Genomic DNA, 25884 nt, shown 5'->3' with positions numbered 1-25884 from the left:
GGACCGGCCGCCAAGGGTGGGGGGTCGTCAGCCGGTGAAACCGGCCGTGATCGAGGTGAACTGCCAGGTGTTCTGGCTGATGCCGGAGCAGTTGCTCACCACTCCGCCACCGGCGCACCCGCGGTCCCGGTTGACCGACCAGAAGGCGAGCCGGGCGATGTGGTGCGAGTTCGACCAGTCACGGATCTGCGTCCAGATGGCGGGAGTTGTGGTCTCCGACTGGTCCGACAGACCGTTCATGCCCGAGATGCCGATGTGCGAGTAGGCCGTCGCGTCGTCCCACCCGAACGTGGACTTCAGCTTGGTCTTCAGGCCCTCGGCCGCGGCGACCGTGTTGCCGTACATGTCGGAGCCGCCGCCGAAGTCGAACGGCATGATGGTGAAGACGTCGATGTTGGCGTTGAGCGACTGCGCCTGCTCGATGAGCCGGTTGCCGTAGTACGTCGGGCCGGTCGTCGAGGTGCCGAAGGTGACGATCGTGCGCAGGCCCGGGTTGTTGGCCTTGACGGTCTTCAGCGCGGTCAGGATCTTCGCCTGGACGGCCTCGTTCTCGAACTCGTCCGTGTTCTCGATGTCCATGTCGATCGCCTTGAGGCCGTAGGCGGTGATCACCTTCTGCAAGGCCCCGGCGAGTGCGCTCGCGGAGGAGCAGTTGGCGCCGAGCTTGCTGCCCTGCCAGCCGCCGAAGGACGGCACGATGTCACCGCCGGCCGCGCGGATCTGGTTGATGGCGGTCTGGTCGACGCCACCGGTCAGAGCCCGGCTGCCGTCCCAACTAGGCGTGCAGCCACCGGAGTCGAGCACGAACGCCATCGTGAACCACTTGATGCCGGTCGCGCTCATCACCGTGCTCGGACTCGGCGGATCGCCCCAGCCCTCGTAGAGATACGGCGCGGCCTGGGTGAAGCCGGTGCCGCCGCCGGTGCCGGCGCTCGTCGTGACGCTCACCGCGCCCGAGGCCGCCGAACTGTTCCCGGCCGCGTCCCGCGCCTTCACGGTGAACGTGTAGGCGGTGCCTGCCGCGAGCCCGGTGACCGTGCCGCTCGTACCGGAGACGCTGAGGACCTGGTTCGAACCGCTGTAGATGTCGTACGCCGTGACGCCCACGTTGTCCGTCGAGGCGGCCCACGACAGCGACACGCTGGAGGAGGTCTTGCCCGTGGACGTCAGGCCGGTCGGCGCCGTCGGGGCCTGGGTGTCGCCACCGCCGCCACCGCCCGGACCGTCGAGGCTGATGTCGTCCGCGTAGTAGGTGCCCTGCGCGTACCAGCCGTGGACGTAGATGGTGGCGCTGGTCTGCGAGGCGGTGGTGGTGAAGGACGTCGTCAGCTGGCTGTACGCGGACGGGGACGAAGTCCACGTCGAGGAACCGCCGTTGACACCGAGGTAGACATAACTGCCGCGCACCCAGCCGCTGAGCGAGTACGTCGTGCTCGGCTGCACGGCGACCGTCTGGGAGCACTGTGCGGTGTCGCTCGAACTCACCGCGCCCGCCAGGGCCTTGGAGCCGCCGTGCACGGGCGAGGAGACGACCGAACCGAGATTTCCGGTGCAGGACCAGGGGGAGAGACTGCCCGACTCGAAGCCGGGGTTGGTCAGGACGTTGGCGGCCTCTGCCGTACCGGGCAGCGCGATCGCCCCGGCCATGGCCAGGGCGGCGGTACCGAGCAGGGCGAGGAGCCGATGTCTGGAGCGTCTGAGTGTGTCGCGCACGCGATCTCCCTGAAGTAATGGGGATGTTCGGGAGTGCAAGAGGGTGCGCAACCAAGTTGGTATGGACCAATCACGGTGTCAAGACATGCCGCCATGATTGGTCCAGACCGGTATGAAGTTGTGTGCCAGGGGCGGGAGTTAAGCGCGAGCGGCTGCCCGGCTGCCCGTCTCCGAGGTCTCCGTCGCCGTCTCCACCTCGTCCTGTGCGGGTACGGGGGCTGCCGGGAGCAGGGGCTCCGACTCCTCCGCGCGCTGGTGCGGGAGCGACACCGGACGCAGCTGACGCGGGCCGGACACCACCGCGTAGTCCGCGCCCAGGAACGGCGGCTCCATCGTGCCCGGGTCCTCGCCGAGCGCCAACTGCACTGCCGCCCAAGGGGCGTTGACCCCGCACAGCGCCAGCTGGTGCAGGCCGCCCGCGGGGCGTGTGTTGACGTCCATCAGCACGGGCTGGTCGCCGAACATGCGGAACTGGATGTTGGACAGGTAGTGCAGCCCGAAGCCCTCGGCGATCCGGCGGGCCGGCTCCAGCCACTGCTCGTGCAGGGTGAAACCGCGACGGCGGCCGTTCTTCGTGCGGCCCACGGCGAGCCGGACCAGGTTGTCGGGACCGGTCAGGCAGTCCACCGACACCTCCGGCTCCTCCAGGCGCGGCATGACCAGCCAGTCGACCTGCTCGTCGGCCTGCTCCAGCGCCTCGACGACCGTGTCGAGCGGGACGTAGGGGCTCGGGAAGCCGTTGAGGTGCATGAGTGAGAAGGGGGCGCGCGTGATCACGCGGAAGCCCACCCCGCCCGCGCCGGACGCCGGCTTGAAGCACGCCTTGTGCCCGGCGCCCTCCAACTCCTCGACGGCGGCGACGAGTTCGGGCGCCGTGCGCACCCGCCACCACGGCGGTACGGGCACGCCGATCGCCTGGACGGCCTCGTACGCGATCACCTTGTCGTGGAAGACGGCGACGGCCTCGGGGGTCGGCGCCAGCAGCGCCGTACCCACCGCCGCGAAGTCCGCGCGGTGCGCCACGATCTCCGACTGGTGCAGCCGGGGCACGAACACGTCGATGCCGCGACGGGCGCACTGGTCGAGCGCGAACTCGACGTAAGCGGCCGGGGACAGGCCCTCGGGCTCCAGGTCGGCGGTGTCGGCGGCGGCCAGTACGGGGGAGTCCGCGTCGCCGTGCGTGGCGTGGATCTCGACGGCCCGGTCGCTGGGATTTCTCCGCAGCTGATCCATGAAGAACACGTTCTCCGCGTACGTGCGGTTGAGCCAGACGCGTACGCGAGAGACCATGCAGGGCCGTCCTTTCGGTTTCGCGGGCACGGCGGAGCGAGGCCGTGCCCGGCCAAGGTGGTTGGAGGTACACCAAACCGCCCTCGGCGAAGAGGCGTTCGTGACGGTGGTGTTGGGGCGATCATACGGCGTTCGAAGGGTGCCGCGTGCAACGCCCGTGTTACGGATTCCCCGACGGTGCCCACCCGCCGCGTGAACTCCCCTCGCGGCCCCGCCCTGACCGCGTCGTATGCCCCGGCCGTCTTGTCGCGGCACGGTGGCGTGTGATCTCGTGGACTCATTCGGGTGCGCGGAGGGGGCGAGGGTGGAGTCGACGGCCGGCGGTGCCGGACAGCTGCTGGCCATCAGTGACCTGCACATCGGGTACGCCGAGAACCGCGCCCTGGTCGAGAACATGCGGCCCGTCACGGAGGACGACTGGTTGATCGTGGCCGGTGACATCGCCGAGACCGTGGCCGACATCCGCTGGGTCCTCGAACTCCTCGCCGGCCGCTTCCGCAAGGTCCTCTGGGCCCCCGGGAACCACGAACTGTGGACCCATCCCAAGGACCCCGTCACCCTGCGAGGCGTCGCCCGCTACGACCATCTCGTCGCCCTGTGCCGGGAGTTGGGCGTCGTCACGCCCGAGGACCCCTACCCCGTCTGGGAGGGCCCCGGCGGCCCCGTGGCCGTAGCCCCGCTCTTCCTGCTCTACGACTACTCGTTCCTCCCGGCCGGCTGCGCGACCAAGGACGAGGGACTGACGTACGCGCACGGCACCGGCATCGTCTGCAACGACGAGTTCCTGCTGCACCCCGACCCCTACCCCAGCCGCGAGGCCTGGTGCCGGGCCCGGGTCGTCGAGACCGAACGCCGGCTCGGCGAGATCCCCGACACCCTGCCCACGGTCCTGATCAACCACTACCCCCTGGACCGGCACCCCACCGAGGTCCTCTGGTACCCCGAGTTCGCCATGTGGTGCGGCACCACCCTGACCGCCGACTGGCACCGCAGATTCCGCGTGGACACCATGGTCTACGGCCATCTCCACATCCCGCGGACCACCCACCACGAGGGCGTCCGCTTCGAAGAGGTGTCCGTGGGGTACCCCCGCGAGTGGCAGAAGCGCCCGGAACCCCCGGGCCGACTGCGCCGCATCCTGCCGATGGAGGTCGGAACCGGTGATCGAGGAACTGCTTCCGGACTCCGTGGTGACCGTGGAGACACACGGTGACGAGGGGCTCCAGGACGCCCCGCTGTACCCCGAGGAAGAAGCCCGCGTGGCCCGCGCGGTGCCCAAGAGACGCCGCGAGTTCGCCACCGTACGGGCCTGCGCCCGGCGCGCCATGGAGAAGCTCGGCGTGCCCCCGCAGCCGATCCTGCCCGGCGCCCACGGCGCGCCGGGCTGGCCCGCCGGAGTCATCGGCAGCATGACCCACTGCGACGGCTACCGCGCCGCCGCGCTGGCCCGCGCCACCGACCTCGCCTCGCTCGGCATCGACGCCGAACCCCACGCCCCGCTCCCGGACGGCATCCTCCCCTCCGTCGCCCTCCCCGCCGAACAGGAACGCCTGGCACGCCTGACGGCGGAGCGGCCCGGCGTGCACTGGGACCGGCTCCTGTTCAGCGCCAAGGAGTCCGTCTACAAGGCGTGGTTCCCCCTCACCGGCAAGTGGCTGGACTTCTCGGAGGCCGACATCGAGGTCTTCACGGACCCCGGCGAGGACGCACGCGGCGGCCTCCGTGCCCGGCTCCTCGTGCCCGGCCCGGTGGTCGACGGCGAACGTCTCGACGTCTTCGAGGGCCGCTGGACCGTCGGGCACGGACTGGTCGCCACCGCGGTCACGGTCCCGTATCCCTCAACTCCCCTCACCCCTCCGGGCACCAGCTCTCCAGCAGCCTGAAGAACGCCTCCTCATTGCCCGCGAGCCCGGCGTCCGTCAGCGCCCGGTCCGCCTCGGCCAGTACCGAGGGCGGGACCAGGACCGGTCGAGGGGCGCCCGGTGGGCCGTCGAAGGCTGCTCGGACCGTGTGCAGCAGCCGTAGATAGGCCTGAACGGCGGCGCGCTCGCGGTCGGTCATCACTGCGGTCTGCATAGGACGGCTCTCCCCTGGTCGGCGTCATGAGCCCCCGCGCGGCGGTGGCACGACTCCAGCTTGCCGGGTGCCACTGACAATGCCGTTGCGGCGGGCGCCGGTTCGCCCGCTTAGCGGAGGCGAAACGTCACCGAAATCCCCCGGGGGACAGCGGCCCTACGCTGGAGGGAAGGGCTTTCGGCCGTCCGCGGACGGCCGGGTGAACGGGAGGCGACTGCGTGGAGGACGTCCCGGCACGGCGCCCGGCGCGCGCCGCACGACTGCGCTCGGTGGGCGCCGGAGAACTGGAGCTGCAGTACCGCGTCGTGCACGGATACCGCCGCGCCTTCCGCATGGCCGGCCAGGGCCCGGCGCTGGTCCTCATCCACGGCATCGGCGACTCCTCCGCCACCTGGACCGACCTGATCCCCGACCTCGCGCGCACCCACACCGTGATCGCGCCCGACCTCCTCGGCCACGGCGCCTCCGACAAACCGCGGGCCGACTACTCGGTCGCCGCCTACGCGAACGGCGTCCGCGATCTGCTCACCACCCTCGGCATCGAGTCCGCGACCCTGCTCGGGCACTCGCTGGGCGGGGGAGTGGCGATGCAGTTCGCCTACCAGTTCCCCGAGCGCACCGAACGCCTCGTCCTGGTCAGCGCGGGCGGCGTGGGCCGCGAGGTCAATCCGGTGCTACGGCTCGTCTCGCTCCCGGGGTCCCATCTCGCCCTGTCCGCACTGCGGTTGCCCGGCATGCGACTGCAAGTCGGCCTCACCGTCGGGCTGTTGCGGCTCCTCGACACCGACCTCGGCCGGGACGCCCCCGAACTCCTCACCCTCGTCGACGCGTTGCCCGACGAGACCGCCCGCAACGCCTTCATCCGCACCCTGCGCGCGGTCGTCGACTGGCGCGGCCAGGTGGTGACCATGCTCGACCGCTGCTACCTGACCGAGGGCATGCCGACCATGCTGCTGTGGGGCGACCGGGACAGCGTGGTGCCGGTCCGGCACGCGTACGGCGCCCACGAGGCCATGCCCGGCAGCCGGTTGGAGATCTTCGAAGGTGCCGGGCACTTTCCGTTCCACACCGACCCGGCACGATTCCTCACCCTGGTCGAGGAGTTCACCGGCACCACCACCCCCGCGCACTGGAGCCGCGAGCACTGGCGCGACCTCCTGTGCGAGGGCCGCCCCGGCGTCACCGCCCAGAGCGGCGCGACGGAACGGGACCTGCGGGAGGCCAGCGAACGCAGCGCGACCTAGACGGGCAGGCCGCTCGACGTACGGGTCTTGTGACGGACCGTCAATTACTAGCTCCGCGGCCCCGGATACCCCAGCGCAGCCTCGATCCGCCCCGCCAGGTGGTCGTGCTGCGCGGGTCCCCTGAGGGACGAACCGGCCAGCCACGTACGGCACTTGCTGGCGAGCAGCAGACCGAAGCTCTCGGCCTCCCGCTCGTCGGCGCGCTCGAACCGGCTGCGGGCCGCGACCTTGAGGACGGTCGCGCGCAACGCGTCCTCGTCGACGGTGTCGCCGAGGAGCCGGGCGGCCACCGCGGAGCCCTCCACGTGCGGGCCGCAGTGCCCGGCCTTCATGTGCCACAGCTCGTGGCCCAGGATCACCAACTGGTGGTCGGGAGCGGTGCGTTCCTCGATCACGACGAGATCCTGGTCGGCCATGTCGAGCCACAGTCCGCTCGCGGTGCAGGCCGGGAAGGCGGCCGTACGGAACTGGACCGGGCGGCCGCGGCGGCGGCTCATCGCGTCGCACAGCGCGGCGTACAGGTCGTGGGGGCGTGCGGGTGCGCCGAGGCTCAGCTCCGCGACCAACTCGCCGCACAGGCGGCGCATCTGCCGTCCGATGCCCACCGTTGTCCCCCGGATCACGACTCGGGCCGCTTCACGCTCTCCAGGAGCATGTCCAGCCACTCGGCGACCTTGTCGCGATGCTGGTCGGTGGGCAACTGCGCGGCCCGCCAGGCGATTCCGCGCACTCCGTGGTCCTGGAGCAGCCGCTCCAGCGGGTCCTCCGCGGCCTCGGCCGCCGCCCGCTCACGGTCCGCGAGCTTCTGCAGCAGCTCCTGCTCGGTGCGCTGGAGGGCACCCGCGAGAGCCTCGGAGTCCTCGGCGGTGAGGAATCCGGCGTGCACGCGGAAGAAACGCTGGAGCGCGTCGCAGTGCTCCATGGTGGGACGCCGGTCGCCGTTGATGAGCGCGCCCGCCTGCTGGCGGGACATGGCCGCGCCGTCGGCGATCTCCTGCTGGGTGTACTTGCGCCCGTTGGGCTTGAGTCTGGTGCGGCGCAGCAGGTCGAGGCGTTGCAGGAACCGGGCCTGCACATCGGGCTCGCCCGCGGGACGGCCGCTCAGCAGGGCCCTGACCACGGGCTCCGGGACACCGCAGGCGACGGACAGCCGGCCGATGTGGACGACCTCGGCCTGGGGCACACCGAGCCGCTCGGCGAGCGCGGTGACGCGGTCGACGACGGCGGGCAGCAGAGCGGTCGGCGTCGTGCCCGGTACCTCGAAGCCATCCGACACCGACAGATCTCCTATACGTCTCTCACAGGCTTCTCACAAACGGCGGCTGTGAACATCCCGGAGAGTAGCGGTTGGTTCGAACTCGCATCCAGGTCTCGCCACAACTGTGGCCAATTTCAGCCGTCAACAAGCACGAAATGCCACGATAGTTGACACGGCTCGCGTCGGGGCACCAGGATCAAGGCGCCGCGAGAAGGCCGCATAGGCAAGAGGGGTGACCTCCCGATGGCATATCAGGCAGGTGGGCAGCGGTCCGCGCCGCGGCCCGTCCCCGAGAGTCCCGAGGCCCAGGCGTATCTGCTGGACTACGCCACGCTGTTGGAGGCCGTCACTTTCCCCTCCGTCGTCATGGACCACCGCTGGGACGTGGTGTTGACCAACGGCGCGTTCAAGTCACTTTTCCGGGCGGTCGGCCCGCATCCGACGGCGATGCCGGGCGACAACTTCCTTCGCTTCGTGCTCTTCCACCCCGACGCGAGCACCGTTCTCGGTGAGCACGAGTCGAGGTGGTGTCTGCCGATGCTGGCCCACTTCGCCGCCGCCGTGGAGAGCCACGGACACGATCACGGCCTGCAGGCGATCCGCCGTGACATCGCCCAGGACCCGATCATGGAGGCCGCCTACCGGCAGGGCCTGCCGCACTGGATCCGCGCGGTCGGCGAGCAGGCGGCCGTGGAGCACGACGGCGCGGTCCGCCCGCTGCTGCACCCCGACCCGCGCTGGGGCGCCACCGACTGCCGTGTCGTCGGCGAGACCCCCAAGACCCTTGAGAACATGGGCTATACGCGTCTGACACTGGTCCTGCGCGAGGCCCGCCGCGTTCCGCCGCCCAGGGTCCGCAGGGCGGGCCGTAGCGCGGGACACCTGAGGGTGGTCTCCGCGGCCGAGTGAGCGCGGGAGCCGTGCGGCCCGCCATCAACTCCGCACCCGAGCGTGTGAGTTCGGTGCGGCCGACCGCAACCCGGCGCCCGTGCGGCAGAGTTCGGTCACCGCTCCGCGACCACCAACACCAACGGCACCCCGTCGCACGGCACCAACCGCGCCCCCTGCGCGAACCCGGCCCGGCCCGCCGCGAGGGCCTCCGCGAAGTCCGGACCCTTGCTCAGCGAACCGACCAGATGCCGGGGATCGGTCGAAGCGGCCACCCTGCCACGGGCGTTGACCAGCCGGGCCGGTCCCGGCAAGCGGTGCAGCATCGGCATCACGGCCGCCTCGAAGTGCCGTAGATACACGTCCGCCGCGGCCACTCCGGCGAACCGCCCCTCCACCAGGACCGGTGCGGACAGGGTGAGGCTGTACTCGTCCGAGCAGAGGTAGTCGACGTACGGACCGGCGACCGCCCGCTCCCCGGTGTCGCGGAGCAGCGCGAACCAGTCCCAGTGCGTGTAGTCGGCGTACGCCGAGTGCTCGGGGTCGAGGTCGAGCAGCAGCGGTCGTATGCCACCGTCGGAGGTGGACTGCCACCACTCCAGCCATGCGGGTACGTCGCTCAGCAGACCCGGCGCCGCGACGAAGCCGACGCCGGACACCAACTCGTGCCGGGCGAGCCGGAGATGGAGGCCCGGGCGCAGTGCGGCGAGGTCGACGGTCGCCGCGCGGCGGCCCTGTACGGCCACCTTGGCGAGCAGCGCCGTCGTGTCGGCGCGGGTGGTGGCCACGGCGTCGAACACGGACTCCAGAGCCGAGCGGACCCCGGCCGCGACGGACTGCTCGGGTGCCGTGGCCGGTGTTGCCGTCGCGAGGCTCATGCGTGCCCTCCAGCAGACGGGGAGCGGTCGCGGTGACGGGCTACAGGGCCAGCCGCTCGGCGATGAGCCGCGCCGTGGACTCCTGCACGCACCGCTCGGCCAACTCCCTGGCCGAATCGTGGGCCCCATCTTGCACGGCCGAGATTACGGAGCGGTGACGGGCTGCGGCTTCTTCACGATATTCGTCGTTCCCGAGCACGAGACACAGCAGTGCGCCGACCTCGGTCTGCAACGCGACCTGTTCGCGGGTGAGTCGGGCCGACTGCGCGGCGGCGGCCAGCTCGACATGGAAGCGGCCGTACACCCGGCCGCGCGCCGCCGCGTCCTCGGCGTGCGTCAACTCATCGGCCGTGCGCCGGAGTTGGACCAGATCCTCGGGCTCGGTGCGCTGTGCGGCGAGCCGGGCGGCGGTGCCGGACAGGGCGGCCCAGTGGTCGCCGAGGTCGCGCAGCTCCTCGGTGCTCCAGCCGCGCAGCCGGACCTTCAGGCGCTCCTCGCCGGGGACTTCGGGCAGGGACACGAAGCTGCCGCCGCCGCGTCCTCTGCGGGTGGTGACCAGGCCCTGCTGGCGCAGCGCCATCAGCGCCTCCCGCAGGGTCACCGTGGACACGCCGAGCTGCCCGGCGAGCTCGCTCTCGCCCGGCAGCTGTTCGCCGTCGGAGAGCAGTCCCAGTTCGATGGCGTCCCCGAGCCGGCTGACGACGGCGTCGACCCGCGCCCGGTTGTCGACCGGGGCGAAGACGGCTTTCCGGGCGCCGCCGTTCATGTGCTGCTGCTGGTTCACGGCCACCACCTTGCACGTTGACTCAAGCTTTACCTTAAGGGGGTCTTGAGATTTGAACTATGACTTCATATGTTTCCGTGCAACGTTACAGAGCACCAGAAAGGTTCCCGCCCATGGAGGGGATTGCGATCCGGCTGCGGGATCTGCGGAAATCGTTCGGGGACACGACCGCCGTGGCCGGGGTCGACCTGGAGATCCGGGACGGCGAGTTCTTCTCGATGCTCGGCCCGTCCGGCTCGGGCAAGACGACCGTGCTCCGCATGATCGCCGGCTTCGAGAGCCCTACCGGGGGCACCGTCGAACTCGCCGGCCAGGACGTCACCGGCCTCGCCCCCTTCGAGCGGGACGTCCACACCGTCTTCCAGGACTACGCCCTCTTCCCGCACATGACGGTCGAGGAGAACGTCGCCTACGGCCTCAAGGTCCGCAAGGTCCCCAAGCCCGAACGCCTCGTCCGCGCCCGAAAAGCCCTGACAGAGGTACGACTTGAGGGCTACGGCACCCGCCGCCCCGCCCAGCTCTCCGGCGGCCAGCGGCAACGCGTCGCCCTCGCCCGCGCCCTCGTCGGCCGCCCCCGCGTGCTGCTGCTCGACGAACCGCTCGGCGCCCTCGACCTCAAACTGCGCGAGCAGATGCAGGTCGAACTCAAAGCGCTTCAGCGGGAGGTGGGCATCACCTTCGTCTTCGTCACCCACGACCAGGAGGAGGCCCTGACGATGAGCGACCGCATCGCCGTCTTCGACCAGGGCCGCATCCAGCAGGTCGGCACCCCCGCCGAGGTCTACGAACGCCCCGCGACCCCCTTCGTCGCGTCCTTCGTCGGCACCTCCAACCTGCTGGAGGGCGAGTCCGCCCAACGTGTCGTCGGCACCCCGGGCACCTACAGCATCCGGCCCGAGAAGATCCGCGTCCTCAAGGGCTCCGACGAACCCGACGACCCGGACCACGAGAGCGCCGCCGGCACCGTCGCCGAGGTCGTCTACCTCGGGGACTCCACCCGCTTCCTCGTCGACCTCGACGCCGGCGGCCGGCTCACCGCGCTCCAGCAGAACCTGGAGACCTCCGCCGAGGACGTCGCCGCCTACCGTGGCAGCCGGGTGCGACTGCAATGGCACCGGCGCCACACGGTGCACGTTCCCGACCCTCGCTGACCCGCCCGCTCCTCCACCCATCTCCTCCACCCATGGAGAACGCCGTGCGTCTCACCCGAACCCTTCAGGTGACGGCCTGTGCAGCCGTCCTGCTCGCCGCCACCGCCTGCGGCTCCTCCGACAGCGGTTCGTCGGGCGGTGGCCTCAACCCCCCTGACCTCAAAGCCCAGTCGAAGCTCGGCAGGAGCGAGGGCGAGGTCAACCTGATCGCCTGGGCCGGCTATGTCGAGGACGGCTCCAACGACCCCAAGGTGAACTGGGTCAGCGACTTCGAGAAGCAGACCGGCTGCAAGGTCAACTCCAAGGTCGCCGCCAGCTCCGACGAGATGGTCAAGCTGATGAAGACCGGCGAGTACGACGCCGTCTCCGCCTCCGGCGACGCATCCCTGCGCCTCATAGCCTCCGGCGACGCCGCCCCCGTCAACACGGACCTGGTCCCCAACTACAAGGACATCTTCCCCGACTTGAAGCTCCAGGCCTGGAACTCGGTCAAGGGCAAGGCCTACGGCATCCCGCACGGCCGCGGCGCCAACCTCCTGATGTACAACACCCAGAAGGTCACCCCCGCCCCGACCTCCTGGGCCGCCGTCTTCGACGACGCCTCGCAGTACAAGGGCCACGTCACCGCGTACGACTCGCCGATCTACATCGCCGACGCCGCCCTCTATCTCAAGGCCACCAAGCCGGAGTTGAAGATCAAGGACCCCTACGCGCTCGACCAGAGGCAGTTCGACGCGGCCGTCGCGCTGCTGAAGAAGCAGAACGCGGACATCGGCGAGTACTGGAGCGACTACCTCAAGGAGATCTCCGCCTTCAAGAGCGGCGACTCCGTGGTCGGCACCACCTGGCAGGTCATCGCCAACCTCACCGCCGACGAGGGCGCCGAGGTCAAGGCCTTCGTACCCAAGGAGGGTTCGACCGGCTGGTCCGACACCTGGATGATCTCCGCCAAGGCCGAACACCCCAACTGCGCCTACCAGTGGCTCAACTGGATCGTCTCGCCGAAGGTCAACGCCCAGGTCGCCGAGTACTTCGGCGAGGCCCCCTCCAACGCCAAGGCCTGCGCCGAGACCAGCGACAAGAACTTCTGCGCCACCTACCACGCCGCCGACACCGCGTACTGGAAGAACATCGCCTTCTGGAACACGCCCATCGAGCAGTGCCTCGACGGGCGGACGGACGTCAAGTGCGTGCCGTACGCCAAGTGGGTACAGGCCTGGACCGAGATCAAGGGCTGAGCCATGTCCCTGCTGAACCGGACCGCGGGGGCGCTGTACCGGCGCCCCCGGCTACGGCTCTCCCTGCTGCTCACCGCACCGCTGCTGTGGCTCGCCGTGCTCTATCTCGGCTCCCTGAGCGTGCTGTTCGTCTCCGCGTTCTGGACGACGGACTCCTTCACCTCCGAGGTGGTGAAGGTCTGGTCGACCGACAACTTCCACGAGCTGTTCACGGTGCCCGTGTACCGGCAGGTCATCCTGCGCAGCATCGGTGTCGCGCTCGCCGTCACGGTCCTGTGCGCGGTGATCGCGCTCCCGCTCGCCTTCTACACGGCCCGGGTCGCGAAGCCGCGGTGGCGACCGCTGCTCGTGGTCGCCATCCTCACCCCGCTGTGGGCCAGTTACCTCGTCAAGGTGTACGCGTGGCGGCTCATCCTGTCCCAAGGTGGCCTGGCCGACTGGATGTTGAAGCCGTTCGGCCTGAGCGGACCCGGGTTCGGACTACCGGCGACCGTCCTCACGCTCACGTACCTCTGGTTGCCGTACATGGTCCTGCCGATCCACACCGCCCTGGAGCAGCTGCCCGCCAACCTCCTTGACGCGTCGGCGGACTTGGGCGCGCGGGCCGGGCGGACCTTCCGGTCGGTGGTGCTTCCGATGGTGCTGCCGTCCGTCGCCGCCGGCTCGATCTTCACCTTCTCGCTCAGCCTCGGCGACTACATCACCGTGCAGATCGTCGGCGGCAAGACCCAGCTCATCGGCAACCTCGTCTACTCCAACATCGAACTCAACCTGCCCATGGCCGCCGCCCTCGGCACCGTCCCCGTCGTCGTCATCGTGGTGTACCTGCTCGCGATGCGCCGCACGGGCGCGCTCAGCAGCCTGTAGATGATTCCCGACAGCCTCCGAAGGGGGTGACATGTCATGCAGCTCTCCCGTTCCGCGCGTATCGTCCTGCGCGTGGCCGCCGGGTTCGGCTTCGCGGTGATCTACGTCCCGCTCCTGCTCGTCCTGGTCAACTCCCTCAACCCGGACCGCAGTGCGAGCTGGCCGCCGTCCACCCTGACCTTCCACTGGTGGTCGGTCGCCTGGCAGAACTCCGGTGCCCGCGCGGCCCTTTGGGTCTCGGTGAAGGCCGGCCTGGGGGCCACCGCCATCGCCCTGGTGCTCGGCACCCTGATCGCCTTCGCGGTCGCCCGGTACCGCTTCTTCGGCCGCGACGCCATCTCCTTCGTGGTCGTCCTGCCGATCGCGCTGCCCGGCATCGTCACGGGCATCGCCCTCAACTCGGCGTTCAGTACGGTACTTGAGCCGCTCGGCGTGGGCCTCGGCCTGTTCACGGTGATCGTCGGGCACGCCACCTTCTGCATCGTCGTCGTCTTCAACAACGTCGTCGCCCGCCTCAGGCGCACCTCCGGCTCGTACGAGGAAGCCGCGATGGACCTGGGCGCCGACACCTTCCGCGCCTTCGTCGACGTCACCTTCCCGCTGGTGCGCTCGGCGCTCCTCGCGGGCGGACTGCTCGCGTTCGCGCTGTCCTTCGACGAGATCGTGGTGACCACCTTCACCGCCGGACCCGGCATCGAGACCCTCCCGATCTGGATCTTCAACAACATGACCCGCCCCCAACAGGCCCCGGTCGTCAACGTGGTGGCCGCGGTCCTCGTCCTGCTCTCCGTACTCCCGATCTACGTCGCCCAGCGCCTGTCCGCCGACACGGCCACCGCCAGCCGAGTCTGACGACCGGTCACCTCGCCCACCGGGGTGACCGGTCGGCGCACTCAGCCCGCGAACTCCCGCATCCACGCCTCGACTTCGTCGGCCGAGCGGGGCAGCCCCGCCGACAGGTTCTCGTAACCGTCCGCCGTCACCAGCAGATCGTCCTCGATCCGGACGCCGATGCCCCGCCATTCCTCGGGCACCATCAGATCGTCGGGCTGGAAGTACAGGCCCGGCTCGACGGTGAGTACCATGCCGGGTTCGAGGACCCCGTCCACGTACTCCTCGCTGCCCGCCTGGGCGCAGTCGTGGACGTCGAGCCCGAGCATGTGCCCGGTGCCCGCCATGGTGAACCGCCGCTGGAGCGCCAGCTCGTAGGCCCGCTCGGCCGGTCCCTCGACGAAGCCCCACTCCACCAGCCGTTCGGCCAGGGACCGTTGGGCCGCCTCGTGGAAGTCCCGGTAGTGCGCACCCGGCTTCACCGCCGCCATGCCGGCCTCCTGGGCCTCGAACACCGCGTCGTAGACCTGGCGTTGGACCGGGGAGAACGTGCCGTTGATCGGGAGGGTGCGGGTGACGTCGGCGGTGTAGAGGCTGTGCGTCTCGACTCCCGCGTCCAGCAGGAGGAGTTCACCGGGGCGGACCGGGCCGTCGTTGTCGGTCCAGTGCATGATCGTGGCGTGCTCACCGGCGGCACAGATCGAGCCGTAGCCGACATGGTTGCCCTCGACGCGGGCCCGGCGGAAGAACGTGCCCTCGATCCAGCGCTCCGAGGTGGCGACCGCCTGCGACAACTCCCGTACGACATCGGTGAATCCACGCACCGTGGAGTCGACGGCCCGGCGCATCTCGCCGATCTCCCACGCGTCCTTGACGAGTCGCAGCCCGGAGACGGCCGACTCGAACTCGTCGTTGCGTTCCTCGTCGGTGTCGAGCGCGGCGTCCAGGGCCGGGTCGACGCCGCGGACGATGCGGGTGGGTGTTCCGGAGGCCTTCGCCAGGTCGTCGGCGATCGTCCGGATGTCACGGCAGGGCAGGCCGAGCACGAGCGCCGACTCGGCCAGCGAGCGGCGGCGGCCCATCCACAGCTCGGCGGTGTAGCCGGTCCAGAACTCGTCGGTGTCCCGGCTGTCGCGGGGGAGCTGGTAGCAGTGCGCGTCGTGGCCGCCGTCGGCGCGGGGCTCCAGGACCAGGGCGCCGTCGCGTGCCTGGTCGCCGGTGAGATGCACATAGCCGGAGTACGGGCGGAACGGGTGGTGGCTGTCGTTCGAGCGGATCAGAAGGTTCCCGGACGGCACGACGAGGCGCTCGCCCGGGAAGAGCGCGGACAGCGCGGCCCGGCGGCGCGCCGCGTGCGGCGCCTGCTCGGTCGGCTCCAGATCCGCGCGCTCGGTGTCGGCCCAACCGGTCCGCATCAGAGCGGACAGCTCGTCGGAGATTCCTCGGTACAGACCGTTCTTTCGGCCCTTGGCCACGTCGGGCACCTCTTCCGTGTGCGGTGATGCAGAGTGCGGTGATGGAGAGTGTGGTGATTACGGGGGTGGTGACATTCGCGTCGGAACATACCCAGCTAGAGAGTCATGTGACATAGTACTGCTGTGAGCAAGCGACTGACCTGCGATGTCGTGGTCGTCGGAGCCGGAATGGTGGGTGCGGCCTGCGCCCTCTACGCGGCCCGGGCGGGCCTCGACGTCGTCATCGTGGACCGCGGCCCGGTCTCCGGCGGCACGACCGGCGCCGGCGAGGGCAACCTGCTCGTCTCCGACAAGGAGCCGGGCCCGGAACTCGACCTCGCCCTCCTCTCCAACCATCTGTGGGCACAACTCGCCGAGGAACTGGGGGAGTTCGTCGAGTACGAGGCGAAGGGCGGCCTCGTCGTGGCCTCCACGCCCGACGGGCTCGCCGCACTGGAGCGCTTCGCCGAGCAGCAGCGCACCGCGGGAGTCGTCGCTGGACCGGTCCAAGGCGACGCCCTCTACGACCTCGAACCCCACCTCGCCCCCGGCCTCCCGGGCGGCGTGTACTACCCCCAGGACTGCCAGGTGATGCCCGCCCTGGCCGCCGCCCACCTCGTCCGGGCCTCGGGCGCCCGCCTGCTCACCGGCTGCACGGTGACGGACGTACTCCTCAAGGCAGATGGAACGGTCCACGGTGTCCGCACCGACCGGGGCGACATCCTCGCCCCCACGGTCGTCAACGCCGCCGGCACCTGGGGCGGCGAACTCGCCGCCCTCGCCGGAGTCACCCTCCCCGTCCTCCCGCGCCGCGGCTTCGTCCTCGTCACCGAACCGCTGCCCCGTCTGGTCCGCCACAAGGTGTACGCCGCCGACTACGTGGCCGACGTGGCCAGCGACTCGGCCGCCCTGCAGACCTCACCGGTCGTGGAGGGCACGGCCGCTGGACCGGTCCTGATCGGCGCGAGCCGCGAACGCGTCGGTTTCGACCGGGAGTTCTCGCTGCCGGTCGTACGGGCGCTGGCGGCGGGCGCGACGAAACTCTTCCCGTTCCTGTCCGACGTCCACGCGATGCGCTCCTACCTAGGCTTCCGCCCGTACATGCCGGACCACCTGCCCGCCATCGGCCCCGACCCCCGCGTCCCCGGCCTCGTCCACGCCTGCGGGCACGAGGGCGCGGGCATCGGACTCGCCACCGGTACAGGGCACTTGATCGCCCAACTGCTGAGCGGCAAGACCCCGGACCTCGACCCGGCCCCCTTCCGGCCCGACCGTTTCCCCGAGTTGCCCGAGTTCCCCGAGGAGGACGCGTGAACTCCCCACCTCACCTCGCCGACGCCCACCCGGGCCCGGCCTTCACGGTCACCCTCGACGGCCGCGCGATCGAGGCCCTCCCCGGCCAGACCGTCGCCGCCGCCCTGTGGACGGCGGGCGTGACGTCCTGGCGCACCACCCGGGGCGAGGGCCGCCCACGCGGCGTCTTCTGCGGGATCGGCGTCTGCTACGACTGCCTCGTCACCGTCAACTCCCGCCCGAACCAACGGGCTTGCCTGGTGCCTCTGCACCCGGGCGACGCCATCCGTACGCAGGAGGGGACGGGCCACGATGACTGACGACCGACCCCACCTCGCCGTGATCGGCGCGGGCCCGGCGGGACTCGCCGCCACCGTCGCCGCCGCGGCCCACGGCGTCCACGTCACCCTGATCGACTCGGCAGCGCGGGCGGGCGGCCAGTTCTACCGACAGCCCGCCACCGAACTGAACGCCGGACGCCCGCAGGCCCTCCATCACCAGTGGCGGACATGGGAGCGACTGAGGGACGCCCTCGCACGGCACGTAGAGGCGGGCCGCGTGACGCACTTGACGGACCATCATGTGTGGCTCGTGGAGCGGCGGTCGAACCGGCGGACTGGCGACGCCGACCGAAACGCCTTCACCGTGCACGCCCTCCTCGGCCCCGAACAGGAGGCCCCGGCAGAGGTACGCGCCGATGCCGTCCTCCTCGCCACCGGCGGCTACGAGAGGGTCCTCCCGTTCCCCGGTTGGACCGTTCCCGGAGTCCTCACCGCGGGCGGCGCCCAGGCCATGCTCAAGGGCACCCTCGCCGTCTCCGGACGCACCGCGGTGGTCGCCGGTACCGGCCCGCTCCTGCTCCCCGTGGCAACCGGCCTCGCGGCAGCCGGAGTCGAGGTGGCCGCGCTCATCGAGTCCGCGGACCCCAAGGCGTTCGTGCGACGGACCCGAGCGCTCGCCGCACAGCCCGGCAAGGTCGCCGAGGCTGCCCAGTACGCGGCCCGACTCCTGCGCCACCGAGTCAAGTTGCTCACCCGGCACACGGTCGTGGAGGCCCATGGCGAGGAACGGCTGGAGGCGGTGACCGTCGCCGCGCTCGACACCGACGGGCGCGTCCGGCCCGGCACCGCACGCCGGATCGCCTGCGACACCCTCGCCGTCGGCCACGGCATGCTGCCGCACACCGACCTCGCGGAGACGCTTGGTTGCCGACTCGACGGACTCGACGTCCACGTCGACGACGAGCAGCGCACCGACGTCCCCGGCGTCTGGGCGGCCGGCGAGACCACCGGCATCGGTGGCGCGGCCCTCTCCCTCGCCGAGGGCCACATCGCGGGACGCTCCGCCGCCGCACGCCTGAACGGTACCGAACCCGACCCGCGCACCTGGGCGCCGGCCGCCAAGTCCCGCACGGAACTGCGGGAGTTCTTCGCCGCCCTCGACACCGTGTACGCGCCGCCCGCCCGTTGGACCGATCTCGTCACCGACGACACCGTGGTCTGCCGCTGCGAGGAGGTCACAGGGGGAGCGATCCGCGAGGCCGTGGACGGGCTCGGCGCCGGTGACGTCCGCACCGTGAAGCTGCTGACCCGGGCCGGGATGGGCTGGTGCCAGGGGCGGATGTGCGGGCCCGCGGTCGCGGGGCTGGCCGGGTGCCAACTCGCCCCGTCCCGGCGGCCGTTCGCGCGGCCCGTACCGCTCGGGGTGCTGGCCCGTGCCGGAGAGTCCGAGCCCGGAGCCGAGCCGGAATGACCGTACGCCTTGTCCATCAGTAAAATGTCACACCCTATTCAGATGGGAACCGACCGCACATGACCACCCCCACCGCGAACCGCCCCTGGCGCGGCGTCCTCGTCGCCACCGCCCTCCCGCTGACCGACGAACTCGCCGTCGACCACGACAAGTTCGCCGAGCACTGCTCCTGGCTCGTCGACAACGGCTGCGACGGTGTCGTGCCGAACGGCTCGCTCGGCGAGTACCAGGTGCTCACGCCCGAGGAGCGCGCCAAGGTCGTCGAGACGGCCGTCGCCGCGATCGGCGGGGCGCGCGTGATGCCCGGTGTGGCCGCCTACGGTTCCGCCGAGTCGCGCCGCTGGGCCGAGCAGGCGCGCGACGCAGGCTGCGCCTCCGTGATGCTGCTGCCGCCCAACGCGTACCGTGCCGACGAGCGTTCGGTCCTCGCGCACTACGCGGAGGTCGCGAAGGCGGGCGTGCCGATCGTGGCGTACAACAACCCCATCGACACCAAGGTCGACCTGGTGCCCGAACTGCTCGCGAAGCTGCACGGCGAGGGGTACATCCACGCCGTCAAGGAGTTCTCCGGCGATGTCCGTCGCGCCTACCAGCTCGCCGAACTCGCCCCGGAACTCGATCTGTTGATCGGCGCCGACGACGTCCTGCTGGAGCTCGCGCTCGCGGGTGCGAAGGGTTGGGTGGCCGGTTACCCGAACGCGCTGCCCGCCGCGTCCGTCGAGCTGTACCACGCGGCCGTCGACGGCGACCTGGCCACGGCGAAGAGGCTGTACGAGCAGCTGCACCCGCTGCTGCGCTGGGACTCGAAGGTGGAGTTCGTGCAGGCCATCAAGCTGTCCATGGACATCGCCGGCCGGCACGGCGGCCCGGTCCGTCCGCCGCGCGTCCCGCTGCTGCCCGAGCAGGAGACCGCGGTGCGCGCCGCCACCGAGAAGGCGGTCGCGGCCGGGCTCGCGTAGACAACGGCACAGTGGTTCACCGGCATTCACCAGGAGCGTCATGCGCAGCAAACTCGTCCTGCACGCCGTCGACTCGCACACCGAGGGCATGCCCACCCGCGTGATCACCGGCGGCATCGGCACCATCCCCGGCGCGACCATGAACGAGCGACGGCTGTACTTCCGCGAACACCGCGACCAGGTCCGGCAGTTCCTGATGAACGAGCCGCGCGGCCACTCCGCGATGAGCGGTGCCGTCCTGCAGCCGTCCACCCGCCCCGACTGCGACTGGGGCGTCGTCTACATCGAGGTCTCCGGCTATCTGCCGATGTGCGGGCACGGCACGATCGGCGTGGCCACGGTGCTCGTCGAGACGGGCATGGTCGAGGTCGTCGAGCCGGTCACCACGATCCGGCTCGACACCCCGGCCGGACTCGTCGTCGCCGACGTCGCCGTCGAGAACGGCGCCGCGAAGAACGTCACCCTCAAGAACGTCCCGTCGTTCTCCGTCGGCCTGGACCGCGAGATCACCCTCGCCGACGGGCGGACGGTGACATACGACATGGCGTACGGCGGCAATTTCTACGCCATCCTGCCGCTGGACCAGTTCGAGCTGCCCTTCGACCGGGCCCGCAAGGAGGACATCATCAAGGCGGGCCTGTCCCTCATGGAGGCGATCAACGACCGGGACGAGCCCGCCCACCCCGAGGACGACTCCATTCGCGGCTGCCATCACGTCCACCTGTACGCGCCCGGCGCCACCGCCCGGCTCTCCCGGCACGCGATGGCGATCCACCCGGGCTGGTTCGACCGCTCGCCCTGCGGCACGGGCACCAGCGCCCGCATGGCGCAGCTCCACGCGCGCGGTGAACTCCCGCTGCACACCGAGTTCGTGAACGAGTCGTTCATCGGCACCCAGTTCACGGGACGGCTTCTCGGCACCACCGAGGTGGCCGGTGTCCCCGCCGTCCTGCCCAGTTTCACCGGACGTGCCTGGATCACCGGGACCGCCCAGTACCTGCTCGATCCCGCCGATCCCTTCCCGGGCGGATTCATCCTCTAGATCGGGGATAATTGCCGGTCACGCATGACATTGCACCGTGTGTGACATTGCACCACTAGGAGACCTCCGATGGCCGTCCAGCGAGCCAGCGCCCCGCCCACCCCCGCTCCGGATCTCCCCACGCTGGGCGGCAAGAAGAGCAGCTACCGCGAGCGGGTCGTCGACGCCCTGCGGGCCGCGATGATCGCGGGGGAGCTGCGGCCGGGCGAGGTGTACTCCGCGCCGACGCTCGCCGCCCGCTTCGGTGTCTCGGCGACCCCGGTGCGCGAGGCCATGCTGGACCTGGCCAAGGAGGGGCTGGTCGACACCGTCCCGAACAAGGGGTTCCGGGTCACCGCCGTCTCGGAGAAGCAGCTCGACGAGTACACCCACATCCGCGCGCTGATCGAGATCCCCACGGTGGTGGGGCTGGCCGGGACCGCCGACCCCGTCTCGCTGGAGGCGCTGCGCCCGGCCGCCCGGGAGATCGTCCACGCGGCCGTGGCCGGTGACCTCATCGCGTACGTCGAGGCCGACACCCGCTTCCATCTCGGCCTGCTCGCGCTTGCGGGCAACGCCCATCTCGTCGAGGTCGTCGGTGATCTGCGGGGGCGTTCCCGCCTCTACGGGCTGACGGCTCTCGTCAAGGCGGGGCGGCTGCTGGCCTCCGCGCAGGAGCATCTGGAGCTGCTGGACGCGCTGTTGGCCCGCGACAAGGGTGCCGTGAGTGAGATCATGACCCGGCACCTGGGGCACGTCCGCGGACTGTGGGCGGCCCACGACTGACCGGGGTCGGGAGCCGTACGGAGTCGTGATCGACTTCATCCGACCACTCCGTAACGCAAACCACTTGCGTATCTTGCGCTATTCTTGCGCACATGACGCGACGACTTGCTGAGGTGGCGAAGAAGGTCGGGGTCAGTGAGGCCACGGTCAGCCGGGTGCTCAACGGCAAACCCGGAGTCTCCGAGCCCACCCGGCAGGCGGTGCTCTCCGCCCTGGACGTGCTCGGCTACGAACGGCCCACGCAGTTGCGCGGGGAGCGCGCGCGGCTGGTGGGACTGGTGCTGCCCGAGCTGCAGAACCCCATCTTCCCCGCCTTCGCCGAGGTGATCGGCGGCGCGCTCGCCCAACTCGGCCTGACCCCGGTGCTGTGCACCCAGACCAAGGGTGGCGTCTCCGAGGCCGACTACGTGACCCTGCTGCTCCAACAGCAGGTCTCCGGCGTGGTGTTCGCCGGCGGGCTCTACGCACAGGCGGACGCGCCGCACGACCACTACCGGCTGCTCGCCGAGCGCAACATCCCGGTCGTCCTGGTCAACGCGGCCATCGACCACCTCGGCTTCCCCGCCGTGTCCTGCGACGACGCGGTCGCCGTCGAGCAGGCCTGGCGACACCTCGCCTCCCTCGGCCACGAGCGCATCGGGCTCGTCCTCGGCCCCGCCGACCACATGCCGTCCGCACGGAAGTTGGCCGCCGCGCAGGCCCTCGCGGCCGACCTGCCCGACGAGTTCGTCGCCCGCGCCATCTTCTCCATCGAGGGCGGCCACGCCGCCGCCTCCCGGCTCATCGACCGGGGCGTCACCGGCATCATCTGCGCCAGCGACCCGCTCGCCCTGGGCGCGGTAAGGGCCGCCCGCCGCAAGGGACTTGACGTCCCGTCACAAATCTCTGTCGTGGGTTACGACGACTCGGCCTTCATGAACTGCACCGAGCCCCCGCTGACCACCGTCCGCCAGCCCATCGAGGCCATGGGCCGGGCCGCCGTGGAACTCCTGAACTCGCAGGTCGGAGGTACCGCCGTACCGGCCGAAGAGCTGCTCTTCGAACCGGAACTGGTAGTGCGTGGTTCCACCGCGCAAGCCCCGCGCGGCTGATAGTCACCGCGCTGTCGAATAATTACAGATTCTGCGCGACATCTTGCGGACAGGTGTCGGCGGTGCTTGAGTGTGCGGCGCCCACCGCTCCTGCCCAGAGGGGTCCACCGATGAGAAGCACCGGGTTCCGCCGCACCTTCGCCGCGATCGGCGTCTGTTCTCTCGCGCTCACCGCCGCCGCCTGCGGGTCCGGCGACGACTCGGCGAGCGGCAAGACACGCATCACGGTCAACTGCGAGCCGCCCAAGAGCGCCAAGGTCGACCGGAAGTTCTTCGATTCCGATGTCGCGGCCTTCGAGAAGAAGAACACCGACATCGACGTCGTCACCCATGACGCGTTCCCCTGCCAGGATCCGAAGACCTTCGACGCCAAGCTCGCCGGCGGCCAGATGGAGGACGTGTTCTACACGTACTTCACCGACGCCAAGCACGTCGTCGACATCAACCAGGCCGCCGATCTCACGCCGTACATCAAGGAGTTGAAGAGTTACGACACGCTGCAGAAGCAGCTGCGTGACATCTACACCGTCGACGGGAAGATCTACGGCATCCCGCGCACCGGCTACTCGATGGGCCTGATCTACAACCGCAAGCTCTTCCAGCAGGCCGGCCTCGACCCCGACAAGGCGCCGACGACCTGGGCCGAGGTCCGGGCCGACGCCAAGAAGATAGCCGCGCTCGGCAACGGCACCATCGGCTACGCCGACTACAGCGCCCAGAACCAAGGGGGTTGGCACTTCACCGCCGAGATGTACTCGCAGGGCGGTGACGTCGTCAGCGCCGACGGCAAGAAGGCCACCATCGACACGCCCCAGGGTCACGCCGTGCTGCAGAACCTGCACGACATGCGCTGGACCGACAACTCGATGGGCAGCAAGCAGCTGCTGGTCATCAACGACGTGCAGCAGCTGATGGGTTCGGGCAAGCTCGGCATGTACCTCTCCGCGCCGGACAACATCCCGATCCTGGTCAAGGAGAAGGGCGGCAACTACGACGACCTCGCCCTCGGCCCGATGCCCGGCGGCCAGGGCACGCTCATCGGCGGCGACGGCTACATGTTCAACAAGCACGACACGCCCGCCCAGATCCGCGCCGGCCTGAAGTGGCTCGACAGCATGTTCCTCACCCCGGGCAGCGGTTTCCTCGGCGACTACGCCCGCGCCAAGAAGGCCAACGCGCCTGTCGGACTGCCCGAACCGCGCCTGTTCACCGGCGCCGCCGACGCCAAGGACCAGCAGGTCAAGAAGGCCAACTCCAATGTTCCGGTGGCGAATTACCAGGCCTTCCTCGACGGCAACCAGTCCCTGCAGATGAAGATCGAGCCGCCGGACGCGCAGCAGATCTACTCCGTGCTCGACGGAGCCGTCTCCGCCGTCCTCACCAAGAAGGACGCGAACATCGACCAACTCCTCAAGGACGCCTCCGGAAAGATCGACGGCATCCTGGCCCGGGGCTGACCCGATGACCCGGACGGCCACCCGGAGTCCCGTCGAGCCGACGGCGGAACGACAGGTCGAGGCGCCGCCCCCGGCAGGGGGCCGGGGGCGGCGCCGCCTCATCGACCAGGCCCGTGCCTACGCCTTCCTCATCGGCGGCCTGATCTGCTTCGCCCTGTTCTCCTGGTACCCGGCGATCCGCGCGGTCGTGATCGCCTTCCAGAAGTACACGCCCGGCTCCTCGCCCGAGTGGGTCGGCACCGCCAACTTCACCCAGGTCTGGCACGACCCCGAGTTCGCCGCGGCCTGGCGCAACACCCTCGTCTTCACCGCGCTGGCCCTGCTCATCGGCTTCGCGATCCCGTTCGTACTCGCTCTGGTCCTCAACGAGTTGAGGCACTGGAAGGCATTCTTCCGAGTCGTCGTCTACCTTCCGGTGATGATCCCCCCGGTGGTCACCGCCCTGCTGTGGAAGTGGTTCTACGACCCGGGAGCGGGCCTCGCCAACGAGACGCTGCGCTTCCTGCACCTGCCCACCTCGAACTGGTCCAACGGCACCGACACCGCCCTCATCTCCCTGGTGATCGTGGCCACTTGGGCCAACCTGGGCGGCACCGTCCTGATCTACCTGGCCGCGCTCCAGTCCATCCCCGGCGAGCTGTACGAGGCCGCCGAACTGGACGGCGCGAGCCTCCTGCAACGCGTCCGGCATGTGACGATCCCTCAGACCCGGTTCGTCATCCTGATGCTGATGCTCCTTCAGATCATCGCCACGATGCAGGTGTTCACCGAACCGTTCGTCATCACCGGCGGCGGACCGGAGAGCGCCACCGTCACCGTCCTCTACCTGATCTACAAATACGCCTTCCTCTACAACGACTTCGGCGGCGCCTGCGCGCTCAGCGTGATGCTCCTCGTGCTGCTCGGCGTCTTCTCGGCCCTCTATCTGCGGCTGACCCGCTCCGGAGAGGACGACCTGTGACCACCCGCACGCTGCTCTCCCCGGCGACCCTCTCCCGGCCGCGCGGAAAGGCCGTCTACTGGACGGTGTTCACCGGCGTCGTCGTGCTCTTCGCGCTGGCCTTCCTCTTCCCCGTCTACTGGATGGTCACCGGCGCCATGAAGTCGCCGGACGAGATCGCGCAGACCCCGCCCACGATCATCCCCAAGCACTGGCACCTCAGCGGCTACACCGACGCCTGGTCCCTGATGCAGCTCCCGGAGCACCTGTGGAACACGGTCGTCCAGGCCGCCGGCGCCTGGGCGTTCCAACTGGTCCTCTGCACGGCCGCCGCCTATGCCCTGTCCAAACTCAAGCCCGCCTTCGGCAAGTTGATCCTCGGCGGCATCCTGGCGACGCTGATGGTCCCGGCCCAGGCACTCGTCGTACCCAAGTACCTGACCGCCGCCGACCTCCCGCTGATCCACACCAGCCTGCTCAACAGCCCCCTCGGCATCTGGCTCCCCGCCGTCGCCAACGCCTTCAACCTGTATCTCCTCAAGCGGTTCTTCGACCAGCTCCCGCGCGACGTCATGGAGGCCGCCGAGATCGACGGCGCCGGGAAACTCCGCATCCTGTGGTCCATCGTGCTGCCCATGTCCCGACCGGTCCTCGGCGTCGTCTCGATCTTCGCGCTCGTCGCCGTCTGGCAGGACTTCCTGTGGCCGCTGATGGTCTTCTCCGACACCGACAGACAACCGATCAGCGTGGCACTCGTCCAGCTGTCCCAGAACATCCAACTGACCGTGCTCATCGCCGCGATGGTGATCGCGAGCATCCCCATGGTCGCGATGTTCCTGGTCTTCCAGCGGCACATCATCGCCGGGATCAGCGCGGGCAGCACGAAGGGCTGACACCGCCCCCTTCGACGCCC

At 70.0% G+C, this 25884-nt stretch carries 26 protein-coding genes; 18 read left to right on the top strand and 8 right to left on the bottom strand.

From position 1 onward, the window contains the following. Window positions 1–27: 27 nt before the first annotated feature. Both OG226_RS09835 and OG226_RS09830 read right to left on the bottom strand, forming a co-directional pair. Window positions 28–1713, bottom strand: coding sequence for a carbohydrate binding domain-containing protein (locus tag OG226_RS09835; RefSeq protein WP_328676376.1), 1686 nt, complete (start codon window positions 1711–1713; stop codon window positions 28–30). A gap of 138 nt (window positions 1714–1851) precedes the next feature. Beyond that, entirely contained in the window at window positions 1852–3003 is a 1152-nt protein-coding gene (locus OG226_RS09830) for an ATP-grasp domain-containing protein (RefSeq protein ID WP_329348616.1), read from the bottom strand. A 304-nt stretch (window positions 3004–3307) separates the two neighbouring features. On the opposite strand from OG226_RS09830, the gene OG226_RS09825 reads away from it, so the two are divergent. Then, a complete protein-coding gene (locus tag OG226_RS09825; RefSeq protein ID WP_329348615.1) occupies window positions 3308–4216 on the top strand; it encodes a metallophosphoesterase family protein in 909 nt (302 codons plus the stop codon). Continuing rightward, the gene (locus OG226_RS09820) at window positions 4164–4886 is read left to right on the top strand and encodes a 4'-phosphopantetheinyl transferase family protein (protein WP_328676370.1); all 723 of its coding nucleotides are present in this window, start codon (window positions 4164–4166) and stop codon (window positions 4884–4886) included. Before OG226_RS09825 ends, OG226_RS09820 begins: the two co-directional genes overlap by 53 nt. Here OG226_RS09820 and OG226_RS09815 read toward each other — a convergent pair. Further along, window positions 4852–5079: a hypothetical protein gene (locus OG226_RS09815; RefSeq protein ID WP_328676367.1), complete on the bottom strand. Its 228-nt coding sequence runs from the start codon at window positions 5077–5079 to the stop codon at window positions 4852–4854. The genes OG226_RS09820 and OG226_RS09815 overlap by 35 nt on opposite strands. A 218-nt stretch (window positions 5080–5297) precedes the next feature. On the opposite strand from OG226_RS09815, the gene OG226_RS09810 reads away from it, so the two are divergent. Further along, complete coding sequence (locus OG226_RS09810; RefSeq protein WP_328676365.1) at window positions 5298–6323, top strand: alpha/beta fold hydrolase; 1026 nt, start codon at window positions 5298–5300, stop codon at window positions 6321–6323. A 47-nt stretch (window positions 6324–6370) separates the two neighbouring features. Here the strand turns inward: OG226_RS09810 and OG226_RS09805 are convergent, their stop codons facing one another. Together OG226_RS09805 and OG226_RS09800 are read right to left on the bottom strand one after the other, a co-directional pair. After that, entirely contained in the window at window positions 6371–6910 is a 540-nt protein-coding gene (locus tag OG226_RS09805; RefSeq protein ID WP_328686274.1) for a toxin-antitoxin system, toxin component, read from the bottom strand. A 32-nt stretch (window positions 6911–6942) separates the two neighbouring features. After that, window positions 6943–7599, bottom strand: a complete 657-nt coding sequence (locus OG226_RS09800; RefSeq protein ID WP_328676363.1) for a helix-turn-helix domain-containing protein — start codon at window positions 7597–7599, stop codon at window positions 6943–6945. A 225-nt stretch (window positions 7600–7824) separates the two neighbouring features. Between OG226_RS09800 and OG226_RS09795 the strand changes: the two genes are divergently transcribed. Further along, the gene (locus OG226_RS09795) at window positions 7825–8490 is read left to right on the top strand and encodes an MmyB family transcriptional regulator (RefSeq protein WP_328676362.1); all 666 of its coding nucleotides are present in this window, start codon (window positions 7825–7827) and stop codon (window positions 8488–8490) included. Between the two features lie 95 nt (window positions 8491–8585). Here the strand turns inward: OG226_RS09795 and OG226_RS09790 are convergent, their stop codons facing one another. Both OG226_RS09790 and OG226_RS09785 read right to left on the bottom strand, forming a co-directional pair. Further along, complete coding sequence (locus tag OG226_RS09790) at window positions 8586–9347, bottom strand: cache domain-containing protein (RefSeq protein ID WP_329348614.1); 762 nt, start codon at window positions 9345–9347, stop codon at window positions 8586–8588. A gap of 40 nt (window positions 9348–9387) precedes the next feature. Further along, a complete protein-coding gene (locus tag OG226_RS09785; RefSeq protein WP_443044623.1) occupies window positions 9388–10131 on the bottom strand; it encodes a FadR/GntR family transcriptional regulator in 744 nt (247 codons plus the stop codon). A 113-nt stretch (window positions 10132–10244) separates the two neighbouring features. Here OG226_RS09785 and OG226_RS09780 point away from each other — a divergent pair, with 113 nt between their 5' ends. From OG226_RS09780 to OG226_RS09765, 4 genes are read left to right on the top strand one after another with little or no spacing between them, the layout of a single operon-like run. Beyond that, window positions 10245–11282 carry an ABC transporter ATP-binding protein gene (locus OG226_RS09780; protein WP_329348613.1) on the top strand — a complete coding sequence of 346 codons (1038 nt, stop codon included), beginning with the start codon at window positions 10245–10247 and terminating at the stop codon, window positions 11280–11282. A 44-nt stretch (window positions 11283–11326) separates the two neighbouring features. Continuing rightward, window positions 11327–12520, top strand: a complete 1194-nt coding sequence (locus OG226_RS09775; protein ID WP_329348612.1) for an ABC transporter substrate-binding protein — start codon at window positions 11327–11329, stop codon at window positions 12518–12520. 3 nt (window positions 12521–12523) lie between these two features. Beyond that, a complete protein-coding gene (locus OG226_RS09770; RefSeq protein ID WP_328676353.1) occupies window positions 12524–13387 on the top strand; it encodes an ABC transporter permease in 864 nt (287 codons plus the stop codon). Window positions 13388–13423: 36 nt separating this feature from the next. Then, entirely contained in the window at window positions 13424–14239 is an 816-nt protein-coding gene (locus tag OG226_RS09765) for an ABC transporter permease (RefSeq protein WP_329348611.1), read from the top strand. Window positions 14240–14280: 41 nt separating this feature from the next. Here the strand turns inward: OG226_RS09765 and OG226_RS09760 are convergent, their stop codons facing one another. Beyond that, entirely contained in the window at window positions 14281–15693 is a 1413-nt protein-coding gene (locus tag OG226_RS09760) for an aminopeptidase P family protein (RefSeq protein ID WP_329348610.1), read from the bottom strand. Between the two features lie 123 nt (window positions 15694–15816). On the opposite strand from OG226_RS09760, the gene OG226_RS09755 reads away from it, so the two are divergent. The 10 genes from OG226_RS09755 (at window position 15817) to OG226_RS09710 (ending at window position 25864) form a co-directional block, all read left to right on the top strand. Continuing rightward, the gene (locus OG226_RS09755; protein WP_329348609.1) at window positions 15817–16986 is read left to right on the top strand and encodes an NAD(P)/FAD-dependent oxidoreductase; all 1170 of its coding nucleotides are present in this window, start codon (window positions 15817–15819) and stop codon (window positions 16984–16986) included. Continuing rightward, on the top strand, window positions 16983–17285 hold the full coding sequence (locus OG226_RS09750; protein WP_328676345.1) for a (2Fe-2S)-binding protein: 303 nt from the start codon (window positions 16983–16985) through the stop codon (window positions 17283–17285). The genes OG226_RS09755 and OG226_RS09750 overlap by 4 nt, the downstream gene beginning before the upstream one ends. Then, on the top strand, window positions 17278–18717 hold the full coding sequence (locus OG226_RS09745) for an FAD-dependent oxidoreductase (RefSeq protein ID WP_329348608.1): 1440 nt from the start codon (window positions 17278–17280) through the stop codon (window positions 18715–18717). Before OG226_RS09750 ends, OG226_RS09745 begins: the two co-directional genes overlap by 8 nt. A gap of 59 nt (window positions 18718–18776) precedes the next feature. Further along, window positions 18777–19676 (top strand): dihydrodipicolinate synthase family protein, encoded by a 900-nt coding sequence (locus OG226_RS09740; protein ID WP_329348607.1) that lies wholly within the window; start codon window positions 18777–18779, stop codon window positions 19674–19676. Between the two features lie 40 nt (window positions 19677–19716). After that, window positions 19717–20718 carry a proline racemase family protein gene (locus OG226_RS09735; RefSeq protein WP_329348606.1) on the top strand — a complete coding sequence of 334 codons (1002 nt, stop codon included), beginning with the start codon at window positions 19717–19719 and terminating at the stop codon, window positions 20716–20718. Between the two features lie 69 nt (window positions 20719–20787). Then, window positions 20788–21483 (top strand): GntR family transcriptional regulator, encoded by a 696-nt coding sequence (locus tag OG226_RS09730; protein WP_329348605.1) that lies wholly within the window; start codon window positions 20788–20790, stop codon window positions 21481–21483. A 92-nt stretch (window positions 21484–21575) separates the two neighbouring features. Next, window positions 21576–22574 carry a LacI family DNA-binding transcriptional regulator gene (locus OG226_RS09725; RefSeq protein ID WP_328676336.1) on the top strand — a complete coding sequence of 333 codons (999 nt, stop codon included), beginning with the start codon at window positions 21576–21578 and terminating at the stop codon, window positions 22572–22574. A 110-nt stretch (window positions 22575–22684) separates the two neighbouring features. Then, window positions 22685–24031: an ABC transporter substrate-binding protein gene (locus tag OG226_RS09720; RefSeq protein ID WP_327399967.1), complete on the top strand. Its 1347-nt coding sequence runs from the start codon at window positions 22685–22687 to the stop codon at window positions 24029–24031. Window positions 24032–24035: 4 nt separating this feature from the next. After that, on the top strand, window positions 24036–24992 hold the full coding sequence (locus OG226_RS09715; RefSeq protein WP_328676335.1) for a carbohydrate ABC transporter permease: 957 nt from the start codon (window positions 24036–24038) through the stop codon (window positions 24990–24992). Beyond that, window positions 24989–25864, top strand: coding sequence for a carbohydrate ABC transporter permease (locus OG226_RS09710; protein WP_328676333.1), 876 nt, complete (start codon window positions 24989–24991; stop codon window positions 25862–25864). Before OG226_RS09715 ends, OG226_RS09710 begins: the two co-directional genes overlap by 4 nt. Window positions 25865–25884 lie beyond the last annotated feature (20 nt).

It is taken from the genome of Streptomyces sp. NBC_01261, from assembly GCF_036226385.1.
In the GTDB taxonomy this organism is placed as follows: domain Bacteria; phylum Actinomycetota; class Actinomycetes; order Streptomycetales; family Streptomycetaceae; genus Streptomyces.
The sequence above is the reverse complement of the archived record's forward strand: the minus strand, read 5'-3'. Positions and strand labels throughout refer to the sequence as shown.